Annotated in this window: 15 protein-coding genes and 2 pseudogenes; 7 read left to right on the top strand and 10 right to left on the bottom strand. The window is 64.2% G+C overall.

Annotated elements, in window-relative coordinates; genetic code table 11:
* The 3 genes from RHBS_RS16450 to RHBS_RS16440 form a co-directional block, all read left to right on the top strand.
* On the top strand, positions 1-490 hold a 490-nt coding region (locus tag RHBS_RS16450), incomplete at its 5' end, for a hypothetical protein (protein WP_128646049.1).
* Between the two features lie 43 nt (positions 491-533).
* Complete coding sequence (locus RHBS_RS16445) at positions 534-1,373, top strand: LLM class F420-dependent oxidoreductase (RefSeq protein WP_121873228.1); 840 nt, start codon at positions 534-536, stop codon at positions 1,371-1,373.
* A 122-nt stretch (positions 1,374-1,495) separates the two neighbouring features.
* On the top strand, positions 1,496-2,284 hold the full coding sequence (locus tag RHBS_RS16440; protein ID WP_128646048.1) for an ABC transporter ATP-binding protein: 789 nt from the start codon (positions 1,496-1,498) through the stop codon (positions 2,282-2,284).
* Positions 2,285-2,293: 9 nt separating this feature from the next.
* Here RHBS_RS16440 and RHBS_RS16435 read toward each other — a convergent pair whose 3' ends face one another.
* The gene (locus RHBS_RS16435; protein WP_121870920.1) at positions 2,294-2,869 is read right to left on the bottom strand and encodes a TetR/AcrR family transcriptional regulator; all 576 of its coding nucleotides are present in this window, start codon (positions 2,867-2,869) and stop codon (positions 2,294-2,296) included.
* Between the two features lie 80 nt (positions 2,870-2,949).
* Here RHBS_RS16435 and RHBS_RS16430 point away from each other — a divergent pair, with 80 nt between their 5' ends.
* The gene (locus RHBS_RS16430; RefSeq protein WP_121870921.1) at positions 2,950-3,564 is read left to right on the top strand and encodes an NAD(P)H-dependent oxidoreductase; all 615 of its coding nucleotides are present in this window, start codon (positions 2,950-2,952) and stop codon (positions 3,562-3,564) included.
* A 27-nt stretch (positions 3,565-3,591) separates the two neighbouring features.
* Here RHBS_RS16430 and RHBS_RS16425 read toward each other — a convergent pair whose 3' ends face one another.
* The 9 genes from RHBS_RS16425 to RHBS_RS16390 form a co-directional block, all read right to left on the bottom strand.
* Positions 3,592-4,458, bottom strand: a complete 867-nt coding sequence (locus tag RHBS_RS16425; RefSeq protein WP_121870922.1) for an alpha/beta hydrolase — start codon at positions 4,456-4,458, stop codon at positions 3,592-3,594.
* 123 nt (positions 4,459-4,581) lie between these two features.
* Positions 4,582-5,169, bottom strand: a complete 588-nt coding sequence (locus RHBS_RS16420) for a TetR/AcrR family transcriptional regulator (protein ID WP_128646047.1) — start codon at positions 5,167-5,169, stop codon at positions 4,582-4,584.
* 71 nt (positions 5,170-5,240) lie between these two features.
* Positions 5,241-5,696, bottom strand: a complete 456-nt coding sequence (locus RHBS_RS16415; RefSeq protein WP_121870924.1) for a nuclear transport factor 2 family protein — start codon at positions 5,694-5,696, stop codon at positions 5,241-5,243.
* A gap of 16 nt (positions 5,697-5,712) precedes the next feature.
* Positions 5,713-6,177, bottom strand: a complete 465-nt coding sequence (locus tag RHBS_RS16410; RefSeq protein WP_121870925.1) for a hypothetical protein — start codon at positions 6,175-6,177, stop codon at positions 5,713-5,715.
* Between the two features lie 293 nt (positions 6,178-6,470).
* Positions 6,471-7,118 carry a hypothetical protein gene (locus RHBS_RS16405; protein WP_128646046.1) on the bottom strand — a complete coding sequence of 216 codons (648 nt, stop codon included), beginning with the start codon at positions 7,116-7,118 and terminating at the stop codon, positions 6,471-6,473.
* A gap of 431 nt (positions 7,119-7,549) precedes the next feature.
* The gene (locus tag RHBS_RS16400; RefSeq protein ID WP_145977530.1) at positions 7,550-7,774 is read right to left on the bottom strand and encodes a hypothetical protein; all 225 of its coding nucleotides are present in this window, start codon (positions 7,772-7,774) and stop codon (positions 7,550-7,552) included.
* Between the two features lie 46 nt (positions 7,775-7,820).
* Complete coding sequence (locus RHBS_RS30735) at positions 7,821-8,366, bottom strand: GGDEF domain-containing protein (protein WP_237669283.1); 546 nt, start codon at positions 8,364-8,366, stop codon at positions 7,821-7,823.
* Positions 8,367-8,377: 11 nt separating this feature from the next.
* Positions 8,378-8,932: a hypothetical protein gene (locus tag RHBS_RS30730; protein WP_237669282.1), complete on the bottom strand. Its 555-nt coding sequence runs from the start codon at positions 8,930-8,932 to the stop codon at positions 8,378-8,380.
* A gap of 99 nt (positions 8,933-9,031) precedes the next feature.
* Positions 9,032-9,451, bottom strand: a complete 420-nt coding sequence (locus RHBS_RS16390; RefSeq protein ID WP_121870928.1) for a nitroreductase/quinone reductase family protein — start codon at positions 9,449-9,451, stop codon at positions 9,032-9,034.
* A gap of 102 nt (positions 9,452-9,553) precedes the next feature.
* Between RHBS_RS16390 and RHBS_RS16385 the strand changes: the two genes are divergently transcribed.
* From RHBS_RS16385 to RHBS_RS30725, 3 genes and pseudogenes are all read left to right on the top strand, one after another.
* Positions 9,554-10,678, top strand: coding sequence for an ABC transporter substrate-binding protein (locus RHBS_RS16385; RefSeq protein WP_121872686.1), 1,125 nt, complete (start codon positions 9,554-9,556; stop codon positions 10,676-10,678).
* A 98-nt stretch (positions 10,679-10,776) separates the two neighbouring features.
* Positions 10,777-11,741, top strand: a pseudogene (locus tag RHBS_RS16380) (FecCD family ABC transporter permease).
* Positions 11,738-11,859 (top strand): annotated as a pseudogene (locus tag RHBS_RS30725) (ABC transporter ATP-binding protein); the annotation flags it as partial. The pseudogenes RHBS_RS16380 and RHBS_RS30725, both read left to right, overlap by 4 nt.

The raw sequence follows: 11,859 nt of genomic DNA, 5'->3' as shown, positions 1-11,859 counted from the left end.
TGCCGCGGCGATCCCGGGCGTCGGGACCGTCGCCTCGCTCGCCGCGGTGGGTGCCGAAACCGCGTTCTTCATCGAGTCCTCGGCGCTGCTGACACTCTCGGTCGCGTCCGTACACGGCATTCCCGTCCAGAACCACCAGCAACGACGCGCCCTGGTGCTGTCGGTTGCTCTTGGCGAATCGGGCATGCAGATCGTGCAACGAACCGTCGGCAAGACGGCCAAGAACTGGGGCCCGCTGATCACCTCCCGCATCCCGGGCGGCTCGATGGCGACCATGAACAAGTCGCTGGTGAAGAAGTTCATCACCAAGTACCTCGCCAAGCGCAGCGCGCTGCTGGTCGGCAAGATGCTCCCCGCCGGAATCGGCGCAGCGATCGGCGGCGCGGGCAACCGTGCGGTCGGCAAGGGTGTCATCAAGAACGCCCGCGACGCATTCGGTCCGCCGCCTGCCCGATTCCCGGAGAACCGCATCATCGAACCGGACGCATGAGACCAGGCGGAATCTTCGCGAGTGGAACGCGTTGACTCAGAACATGACTTCCACACCTGAACTCGGCAAGTACGGCGTCTGGCGACTGCACTCGGCGTTCACCCCCGAACTGTCCCGGGCGATCGAATCCTTCGGCTACGGCACGATCTGGCTCGGCGGCTCACCGCCGGCGGACCTGACCACCACCGAGGAGATCCTCGACGCCACCGAGACGGTCGTCGTCGCCACCGGCATCGTCAACATCTGGTCGGACGCAGCGGCCGACGTCGCCACGTCGTATCACCGGTTGGAGAGCAAGCACCCGGGCCGTTTCGTCCTCGGAATCGGCGCGGGCCACCCGGAGGCGACACAGGAATACACCAAGCCGTACGACGCTCTGGTGGCCTACCTCGACGCTCTCGACGAGGCCGGAGTCCCGGTGGAGCGACGCGTCCTCGCTGCTCTCGGCCCGAAGGTGCTCGCGCTGGCGGCCGACCGCACCGCAGGTGCGCATCCGTACCTGACCACCCCCGAGCACACCCGTGAAGCACGAGAGGCATTGGGACCGAACAAGATCCTGGCACCCGAGCACAAGGTGGTCCTCGAGTCGGATCCGGAGAAGGCGCGCTCGATCGGGCGGCCACCGGTCAACAATCCGTACCTGCACCTGCGCAACTACACCAACAATCTGAACCGACTCGGCTACTCCGACGAGGAGATCGGCGACGGCGGCAGCGACCGACTGATCGACGCGTTGGTGGCGCACGGTACCGCCGACGCGATCGCAGCACGATTGAACGAGCACATCGACGCAGGTGCATCGCACGTGACCCTGCACTCGCTGCCCGACCTGGCCGATCCGTTCGAGACCTACCGAGAGATTGCCGCCGCGCTGCATCGCTGACGCGGGAGGGCTCGCGCACGAGTGGCCGCACCGGATGTCGGTCGCACACCGTAGCCTCGAGTACCGGTTGCCCCGAGCAGCCGGTACTCGAGGTGACCAACGGCCAGGGGGATTGCGCACAGATGACCAGCTATCCGGGAGCGGCGCTCGAAGCGCAGGCACTGACCAAGCAATTCGGCACAGTTCACGCGGTCTCGGACCTGAGCTTCGTCGTTCCGCGCGGAACGGTCACCGGATTCCTCGGCCCCAACGGATCGGGCAAGTCGACGTTGCTGATGGCCTTGGCCAGGGTACTGGCCCCTCTGCACGGACAGATACGACTGGACGGCACCCCTCTGCGTGATCGGTCGTCGATCGAGACGGCCCGACGACTCGCCATCCTGCCCCAGACCGCCATCGCACCGCAGGGACTGCGCGTCCGAGAGCTCGTCGAACAGGGGCGATATCCGAGGCTCGGGGCACTGTCGATGCTCAGACGGCACGACGACGAGGCCATGCACACAGCGATGTCCTCGACCGGAATCCTCCACCTCGCCGACCGCACTGTCGATTCACTCTCCGGCGGGGAGCGTCAACGCACCTGGATAGCAATGGCTTTGGCGCAGGAAACCGAAATTCTGCTACTGGACGAACCCACCACGTATCTCGACGTGCGTCATCAGATCGATGTGATGGAGTTGGTCGCCGATCTGGTCGCGAATCGCGGGAAGACCGTGGTGATGGTGCTGCACGACCTCAATCAAGCGGCGCGGTACTGCGATCGAATCGTGGCCATGCGGGATGGTGTCATCGTTGCCGACGGTCATCCCCGCGACATCGTGACACCGACGCTGCTCGAGGACGTATTCGAGATCCGCGCCCGAGTAGTGGCAGATCCGGTTGTCGGTAGGCCGATGTTCATCGCCGAGTGAGCTGCGGGGTCAGAGCTTCCCCACGACGGCGATGATCAACTCGGCCAGTTCGCCTGTCGCTTCCTCGGGTGCGATTGCGCCCGAAACCGCCGCTTGTGACAGTGCTTCCGCTGCACCGAAGATCGCCGTGATCGACGATGCCGAGATCCCGCCGGAGGCGCTGTACGGCTCGAGAATCGACCGGCATCGATCGGAGTACGCCCGTTCGGCCGTTCTCTTGACCTGTTCGAGTTCGGGCGAGCCCTCCAGTGCCGCCAGCACACCCGTCAGCTCACGTCCCTGCGCCAACGCGCATCCCACGTACGAGTTGGCGATGGCCTGTGCGCGTCCGTTCAACGAGGTGGGCGCGGAGCGGAGGGATTCCTCGAGCATGACCGTTTGCCGGTCGTCGAATTCTGTGAACAGTGCGGCCAGGAGTTCTGCACGCGAGGCAAAGTGGCTGTACACCACGGGTTTTGCGACGGCGGCATGTTCGGCGAGTCGGCCGAGCGTCAGAGCGTCGGCCCCTTCCGCTCGCACGAGAGCCCACGAGACCTCCACCAACTGGTCGTATCGGTCGGAACGAGACAGTCGCGTCCGGGCCATCGGGCACCTCCTTGCGCTATATACGAATAGTAACCTACTCTTGGTACATAGCCGTTTCACCTCACCCGAAGGAATCAGCCATGACCGCACTCGTCGTAGTCTCCCATTCCGACCCCGACTCCCTCACCCACCACGTCGCCCGATCCGTATCGGACGCGATCCGCACCGCAGGTGGCACCGTCGAGACGGCCGATCTCGCCGTGGAGAACTTCGATCCACGTTTCGCCGGTGGCGACCTGAATCTGTTTCGAGGCAAGGGAATCACGCCCGCTGACGTGCGTGCCGAACAGGAACGAATCGACCGCGCCGATCACCTGGTTCTGGTCTTCCCGATGTACTGGTGGTCCATGCCGGCACTGCTCAAAGGGTGGATCGATCGCGTCTTCGTCAGCGGATGGGCCTACGATCTCACTGCCGAATACGGCATCGTCAAGAAGCTTGATCGACTCACCGTTCACCTGGTCCCCCTTGCCGGCGACGACGCCGACAGCTTCGAACGCCACGGCGTGTACGACGCGTTCCGAACGCAGATCGAACGGGGCATCGTCGAATACTGCGGTGCCACAGTCGGATCGACGACCTTCCTGCATGAAACCGATACCAGAAGTCGCGATGAACTCGCTACAGAGGTCGCCGATCTCGCTTCTGCCGTTGCCGCCCGTGTAGCCGACCGACAGCAGGCCCTCGCGCACTGACAACCCCAGCACGTCACGCGCTGCGAGTCATTCTCCCAGCTTCGAGACCAACCACTTCACCGTCGACTTACGAACTGCCTCAGCGTGATCGGTGAACAGCTCGAAGTGCGATTCGGGGTAGGAAACATATTCGACACCGTCGACGCGGGACAGTGCCTTGCGCACCCGTACGGGCGGAGTGATGGTGTCGGATTCGGCGAGTATCGCGAGAACCGGAACGGTGAGACGGGCTGCCGCCTTGCGCGTCGACCACCGCAACATGGCCGGTAGCGAAGCAACGGTCACCTCGTTGCGGTAGTTCTCCGCTCCGCGCGCCATCTCGAGAGACCATTCGTAGGCTCCGTCCGAATTCATCGTCGCCACCTCACCCGGCCGTCCCGCCGCCGGGATGGTCAGTCCCGGCCTGCGGAACAGACGTCGTAGTGCGTCCCGAACGATGACCGGTGCGAGCTCGAAATTGCCGGTGGGAGTGAGGTGGATGAACGGGATGATCGCGGCCACCGCTTTCACTCGCGGATCTTCCGCGGCCACAGCAATGGCGTGTCCTCCGGACATGCTGGTTCCCCACACGGCAATTCGCTCGGAATCGATGCGTGGGTCGCGCGCCAGAACGTCGAGCGCGGCACGAAAGGACCGCAGTTGCTGAGGTAGATCGATGTGCTGGCGTACGTCGCCTCCGCTCGCGCCGAATCCCGGGTAGTCGAATGCGAGTGACGCCACCCCACCGGCGGCGAGGTCGGCGCTGTAGTTCGGTATCAGCATCTCCTTGACTCCGGCGAATCCCGGAGCCGTGAACACGGCCGGGCACGGCATCACCTGCTCGCCCTCGGGCAAAGTCATCACTGCGGCTACCTCGACACCGTCCACCGTGAAAGTCGTTCGTTCCTCGATCATCGTCCACCCCTCGGCCCCAGGATCCCCCCCCCGTCGGATTCGACGGAAACTACGATCGTAGTTTTCCGATACCGTACGCGGACGACCCGCAGAGCGATTCGAGACCAGAACACGACATCGACGTCAGGGCTCGAGCAACCTACGAACTACCTGCTGGACGTCGGCGCGCGTCGGTGCCCGGACTCCCGCGGTGACGTGCGCGAGAAGCACACCGTCCGCCCAGGCCACGAGCTGAATCGCCGGGTCGAGAGAGGCGTCCTCGGAACCGACACCGGCTGCGGCGCAGAGCAACTCGGCCAACGCCGTGAAGCGGCCGCGCGCGGCGATCAACAACGGTGCCAATTCGTCGGATCGTGAGGACTCGAGAATCAGCGTGTAGCGCGCGACGAGCAACGTGCGATTGACCGGCAACAGCCACGCGTCGACCACGTCGGCGAATACATCGGCGGCGGTGGACCCACTCCACGGACCGGGCTCACGGTCGCCCAGAGCGTCGTGCACGACCACCATTTCCTGCTCTACGAGCGCATCGAGCGCGGCCCGCAGCAGATCGATGCGCCGACGAAAGACATTCGAGGTCGAACCGGCAGGAATCCCGAGCGCCTTGTCGAGACGACGGTGAGTCAGTCCGTGCACACCGTCGGTCGCCAGCAGTTCGATAGCCCCGTCGGCCAGAAGACGACGACGATCGGAGCCGTGGGAACCGCTCACCCGAGTCACGGGCTTCAGTGTATGGAGAACTGAGCCGAAATCGGATAACGCCATCGGGGTGAGGGACACCCTCAGCTCGGGCTGACTCGATCCCTTCGAGTGACTCGAGATCGGTCGGAGGTATCGATGTGCGCGATACCGTGCCAATCCCAATAGATTCGGTGCCTCGAGATGAGGGGGCCGTCCAGTTCCACGATCTCGACGAGATCGAGTTTGTCGCCGTTCGTCGTCTGGCGTGGGTGTTCCCAGACCAGGCGGTGCCCGTCGAACGTGAAGATGTCCCTGCCGTGGGGCGACGGCGATGTGTTCTCGTCGAATCGCTTTCGCGTCGTTTCCTGCAGGAAGCTGTCGAGTGCGATTCTTCCCTGGACTATTCCGGATCTCAGATCGAACAGCACTGGCACAAGGGGGCTTTCGAGAACCGCATCTGCCGCGTAGAGCTCCGACAGAGCGGGCGCGTCGCGTTCCTCGATGCGCTTGTGCCATTCACGAAAGACATAGGAGGCTTGCTCCAGGGTTGCGGCCACGTCGAATCCCTGTGCGTTATTGGACGGTGACGATGGCGGAGGCCTGTTCCACCGTGTACGACGTCCAGGGGATCTGCGCCAAGAACTCGTCGAGACCTGGGTAGTCCGAGATCCACGCGGTCGTCGAGTCACCCTCGGTCAGCGTGCACGACGCCAACGCGACGTACGTGCCTGCCGGCACGTCGGTGACCACCTGCGTGGTGGTGCCTGCCGGCACCTCCCCGCCCCTGTAGAGGGACTGTCCGTTTCCGATCACTTCACCGACCGGGGGAAGCACTCCGTCGGGTGCCGGCGCGAGCGACGTCCCGCAGGTGATCACGCTGCCCGAGTTGTTCGTGATCGTGTTCTCGACGCTCGAACCGACAGCAGTGAACGAGTAGGTGACGTCCCCGGGTTCGGCAGCCAGCGCGGACGCAGGCGATACGAGTAGCAGAAGGGCCGCTGCTGCGGCAACACCGGTGGTTCGCGCAAAGATTCGCATATCTCGTCCCCGTCGTCGAGTTGTGCCGTTCGAGGAGCATTGTGCCCCAACAGAAGCCGTTTGGCACCTTCCGGTCCACAAGTCCTGAACCGATATCCGAAACCCGCGAACTCACGGTTGTCGTGTCCGATTCGGGACCTTCCGACTTTGGGTCGCAGCGGATCTGCTGCGTGGCAACGCGTCGGGCATCGAGGTCGCCAACCGGTGTCGAAGTCTATTACGCCAACCGTTCTCGGTTGTTCACCTGCGGGTCGGCGAGAATTCCGCGGCCGTGAGCTTGCGCGGATCGGAAGTCAACCGAGCGACGGGTACTTCTCGAACGCATCGGCCAGAAATGGACCACCGAACGGAGTCTCGCTCATCTGCTCGAAAGGCAGCCCGCGCCCGGTGACGGCCTCGAAAATCCGTTCGCCGAGCACGCTGCGATCTCCTGTTCCCCGCGTGGCAATGCATATCTCGTAAAGGTCCTGTCCGGGTCCACGAAGCTTGAACGAGCTCGAGTGTCGCTCATCGGATTGCCCCGCACGTTCCGACGCCAGATCGACACGAGTGCAGTATCGCCCGACCTCGTCGAGAATCGGAGCCGTCGCCGACTCCAACCGAAGGGCGAGATCTTCGGCTTCATCTGCCGTTGCGTAGAACTGAAACCCGAACTCGATGATGGTCGACTCGTCGAACGGCTCGGGCGGGTCGGGCGGGAACCCCGTCACCGTCGCCTGCGAGACGTCCGTGCCGCCTACTTTTCCGAGTTCGTCACCGGCGGTTTCGACAAGGCACAACATTGCGTGCCCGTACAGCGCGGACAGCCGAGCTTGGCGCGCGAATACGTCGAGCACCCCCAGCGCCGTCGGTCGATCGATATCGAGAAGAGAATCGAAGCCGGCGATGGCCAACACTGTTCCGGCACTGTTCGATTCGCTTCCGTAGCTGTACCGCCCCACGTCACCGAGACAATCGTTCAGTGCGTCGAGGTTTGTCCGTAGTAGCCAGGAAAGGACAACGCGGTAGCGAGGGCCGTATGCATATCGGCAGTATCGAGCCAGAGGCCGGCATCGAGGGAGTGCACCACATAGTCGAGATCTGCCAGGTGTGCGCTCGCGGTGTCGAGTCCGAAACGGTCTCCATACCGATGGACGGAGCCGTTCTGTAGCAGTTGCCAATCGAAACCGAAGGGCCTGTACGACGAACAGTTCGTGATCGGTGGGATCGAAAGTGACTGCCCTACTGGACACCTCCAGAGAGATCGAACGCATCGAGATCCTGATGTGTCCCACATCGACCGCGTCGAGTTCCTCGCGACCGAACACGATGTACTTCCAGTCGCCGTCGACCCATTCGGTTCGTACGTGGTTGCGGTCGAGATCGGCCAGCGTCACATCGGTGTTGCCACCAGTCGGGCTGTGGGCCGGCACTCGGGCGAGTAGGGGTTGCCCTCGACCGGAAGATGGGCAACCACCGCACCGGTCTCGAGGTCGCCGCCGACGATCTCGATGTTCATCCGACCCGGCCACCATCGCGGAATCGGAATCTGCAGATCGCGCAGCTTCCGTTTGTACTCGCGATTTGCCGGTTGGTCCTGCCAGTCGGGCATGGGCATTCATCGAGCATGTCATGAACTTCCGAAGGACTGACTCCTCGAACGTTCACAGGTCGAACGACACCGAGTTTCCGCCCGCCCGCTTCGCGGCGTACATCGCAACGTCCGCTCGGCTCCAGGCTTCGCGGAAGTCACGAGCAACGGACGTCGCCTCGAGGTGAGCAACGCCGACGCTCACTGTGACACCCACCTCCGGGTCTGCTGCCAGTCGTGTCTGTAGCGCGGCGACCTGTTCGATCGCCGCGTCTGTGTCGACGTAGGTGAGGATCGCGAATTCTTCGCCGCCGGTGCGCGCGGTGATGGCGGGCGGCGGGAATGCCGCGTCGATCGCCTCGGCGGTCACTCGAAGTACTACGTCACCGTGTGCGTGCCCGAACCGGTCGTTCACGAGCTTGAATCCATCCAGATCCACGACGAGCACAGCCGCTGTGCTGCCGTGCCCGTCCGGGTCGTTGCCTCGCTGAGTGATCGCAGCGTCCAATCCTCGCCTGTTTCTGAGCCCGGTCAGCGGATCGTAGAAGGCAGTGGCCGCGTCGCTGCGCAACAACAACAGAAGTGACTGGGTCAGTATCGGCGCAGAGAACAAGATCAAGGTCAGAAGAATCAGGTAGCGTACGCCAGGACCACATCGGCCGAAGGCTCCATGACAGCCCTGAACAACAGGGCTCCGGTCACCGCAACGGACCAGGTCTGATGAGCCACGAACAACTTCGGACTGTGGAAGACCGCGATGTAGCTGCCGATGATCCCGAGGGCCGCTGCCCCAGGGAGCGCGACGAACGGATCGGCCAACAGGAACAACACGGCTGCGATCGCCACCTCGATGTAGGCGACGAACAACCGAGACACCTTCTCGGTAGGAAAGGGTCCGCGGACCCAGGCGACTCCGACCACCGTGTTCGCCACAGCGATCGCATAGCCGGCTTTCTCGGAAGTACCGGAGTCGAACCCTGCAGGAGTATGAGCAGCGGCGACGCACAGAGCCGCGAAGAACCCGCACCAGATGCCCACCGCGACGTGGACGTGGCTCAGCAGCGGACTCATCCGATGGTAGGCGGCCGACCAGGCGAAATCGGCGGGAAACGACCACCATCGTCGAAGCAGATGCATGTGGATGTGGCCTTCGGGTACGAGGGTGACGCCACCACGACTCGACACTCGTGCACCGAGCCGACCCCGAGTCCCGTGGCGACGGGTTCATTCTGCCAGGGGGCGCGATGCTCGTTGAAAGCGGAACGATGTAGCGCCTGCATCAGTTCAAGCGGGAGCAAGCCGAAAGATCGGGAATCGACGGCCTTCAGCGGTCTCGACGTATTTCGCGAATCCGGAGGAGGCATCGAGAAACTTCTGCCAACTGCTGTCCCATTCGACATCGGGGACTTCCGAGGCCTTCACCGCGACGGTCTGTACCGCGCCGTCCACCGGCACCTCGATGTCGACGGCAGGGTGTGCGCGCAGATTGTGAACCCAGGCAGGGTCTTTGGGTGAACCGGCTGCCGAGCCGACGATCAACCAGCTGCCCTCCTCGGGAATTGCCATCAGCGGGTTCAGCCGGATCTCGCCACTCCTGGCACCGATCGAGTGCACGACGACGAGGGAGTCGCCGAAGCCGGCCGTGGATACGCGTCCGCCGTTTCCGCGGAACTCCTCGATGATCATCTGGTTGAAGTCGGTCACATCGCTATTGTGCCGCGGGCATCGCGTGCGCAGGCCGGTTCCTCGCCGGTGCCCCGGAGCAGACGATTTCCATCACCGTCGACCAAAGGTTAGCCTGTGCTCATGCGCGCCACGGGCGTGCTGCGCCGTCGGGTAATCCCCGGCGGCTCGTTGCTGTCTGAACCCCGAAGGACATTTCACGTGCTCAACGTTCGTCGCCGCGCAGGCACCCTCGCCGTCGCTGCTGCCCTGGTCGGATCGCTCGTCGCGTGCGGGGCATCCGAAGAGGTACCCGACGCGGCCGCGGAAGCCACCGATGGCGGGACGTCGTATCCGCTGACGATCGAGAACTGCGGCGAGTCGGTCACCTTCGACTCCGCCCCGCAGCGAGTGGTCTCGCTCGATCAGAACTCCACCGAAATTCTTCTCTCACTGGGTGTGCAGGACCGTATGGTGGGCACCGCGTCCTGGACCGATCCGGTCCGCGAGAACCTCGCCGACGCGAACGCATCGGTTCCCCGGCTGGCCGACAATGCTCCCACCTACGAGGTCGTGGTCGACAAAGAACCCGACCTCGTCACCGCATCGTTCGGACGCCACTTCGAGCAGGGCGGCGTCGCGCAGCGTTCGCGCTTCACCGAAACCGGTGCTGCCACGTATCTTTCCCCCACCGACTGCGACGCCGGTCGTAGCGTCAACGGGGGCAACACCCGAACGACGCCGCTCACCATGGAGTCCCTGTACCAGGAGATCACCGAACTCGCAGCGATCTTCGACGTCAACGCCCGCGGTGCCGAGTTCGTCGACGAACTGAAGACCCGCATGGCCGACGCCACCGCAACCACGGCGAAATCCGATGTCTCCGTGGCATTCTGGTTCGCGGACACCAAGAGCCCGTACATCGCAGGCGGACGCGGCTCGGCCGATCTGCTCGCCCGAACGGTCGGGATGACGAACGTCTTCGCCGATACCGACGACGACTGGCCTGCCGTCGGATGGGAGACCATGGTGGATCGAGATCCGACCGTCCTGGTTCTGGGCGACCTGGCGCGCAACCGTTTTCCCGGTGACCTGCTCGCCGACAAGATCGCATTCCTCGAGTCCGACCCCGTCACCAGCACGATGGCCGCCGTCCGCGACAAGCGCTACATCTCGCTGCACGGTGCGGAGATGAACCCGTCGATCCGGGCCGTCGACGGCGTCGAGAAGGTGTCCGCCGGACTGCGCGACCTGGGACTGTCGTCCTGACCGCGACCATCACCCCCCGGCGCACCGCCAAGCGATCGCAGACCTCCCGCCACCTGTGGCGTTGGGTGTTGGCCCTGCTGGGCGGTGTCGTGCTGTGCGTGGTGTCGATTCTCGTCGCCATCACGCTCGGGCCGGCGAACATCTCGCTGGTCAACGTCCGCGATGTGGTGCTCAATCACCTCGGCGTCACCGACGTCCCGGTGAAGGTGTCGAAGAACGCGATCGTCTGGGAGGAACGGCTGCCCCGAGCGCTGGTCGCCGCCGCCAGTGGCGTCGGGCTCGGAATCTGCGGCGTCATCATGCAGTCGCTTCTGCGCAATCCGCTGGCGGACCCGTTCGTTCTCGGGGTGTCCTCGGGTGCGTCGACGGGAGCCGTCGTGGTCGGCGTTCTCGGTGTCGGAGGTGCCGCACTCGGACTGTCGGGAGGCGCGTTCATCGGCGCGCTCGTCGCGTTCGCTCTGGTGCTCTTCCTCGCCCGCATGTCCGGCAGCGGAAACGACCGCGTCATCCTCGCCGGTGTCGCGACCACCCAATTGTTCTCTGCGCTCACCTCGTTCGTGATCTTCGCGTTCGCGGACTCCGACGAGACCCGCGGCGTGATGTTCTGGCTCCTCGGATCGTTCGAGGGGGTGCGATGGAACGACGTCGTGCTGTGCGTGACGGTGGCGGGTATCGGCGCGGTGGTGTGTTGCTACTACGCGTACGTGCTCGACGCCTTCGCATTCGGCAACTCGGTGGCATCCTCGCTGGGCTTCGACGTCAAGACGGTGCGCCTGGCACTGCTCGTCGGTACCGCCCTGATCACCGCGACATTGGTCAGCGTGGCCGGTGCCATCGGCTTCGTCGGCCTCATTCTTCCGCACGCAGCGCGACTGTTGGTGGGACCCAACCACAGCCGCCTCGTGCCAACCACTGCCATCATCGGCGCGATCTTCATGGTGTGGGTCGACGCCGTCTCCCGAGTCGCCTTCGCCCCTACCCCACTGCCGGTGGCGTCGGGACCGCACTGGTCGGCGTTCCCGCCTTCATCGCAATCATGGCCCGCAAGAGAGGAATTCGATGACACTGCACGCGTCGAACGTCTCCTGGAAGCGCGGCGGCGCTCTGGTGGTCGACGGAGTGACGCTGCACCCCGCGCCCGCCCGAACGGTGGGATTGTTGGGGCCCAACGGTTCCGGCAA

This window comes from Rhodococcus sp. BS-15 (assembly GCF_000813105.1).
Lineage (GTDB): Bacteria > Actinomycetota > Actinomycetes > Mycobacteriales > Mycobacteriaceae > Rhodococcoides.
The sequence above is the reverse complement of the archived record's forward strand: the minus strand, read 5'-3'. Positions and strand labels throughout refer to the sequence as shown.

Excerpts from the sequence above, each read along its gene's own strand:
- RHBS_RS16445 (WP_121873228.1), top strand. The coding sequence starts at position 534 with ATGACTTCCACACCTGAACTCGGCAAGTACGGCGTCTGGCGACTGCAC.
- RHBS_RS16440 (WP_128646048.1), top strand. The coding sequence starts at position 1,496 with ATGACCAGCTATCCGGGAGCGGCGCTCGAAGCGCAGGCACTGACCAAG.
- RHBS_RS16435 (WP_121870920.1), bottom strand. The coding sequence starts at position 2,869 with ATGGCCCGGACGCGACTGTCTCGTTCCGACCGATACGACCAGTTGGTG.
- RHBS_RS16430 (WP_121870921.1), top strand. The coding sequence starts at position 2,950 with ATGACCGCACTCGTCGTAGTCTCCCATTCCGACCCCGACTCCCTCACC.
- RHBS_RS16425 (WP_121870922.1), bottom strand. The coding sequence starts at position 4,458 with ATGATCGAGGAACGAACGACTTTCACGGTGGACGGTGTCGAGGTAGCC.
- RHBS_RS16410 (WP_121870925.1), bottom strand. The coding sequence starts at position 6,177 with ATGCGAATCTTTGCGCGAACCACCGGTGTTGCCGCAGCAGCGGCCCTT.
- RHBS_RS16400 (WP_145977530.1), bottom strand. The coding sequence starts at position 7,774 with ATGCCCATGCCCGACTGGCAGGACCAACCGGCAAATCGCGAGTACAAA.
- RHBS_RS16385 (WP_121872686.1), top strand. The coding sequence starts at position 9,554 with ATGCGCGCCACGGGCGTGCTGCGCCGTCGGGTAATCCCCGGCGGCTCG.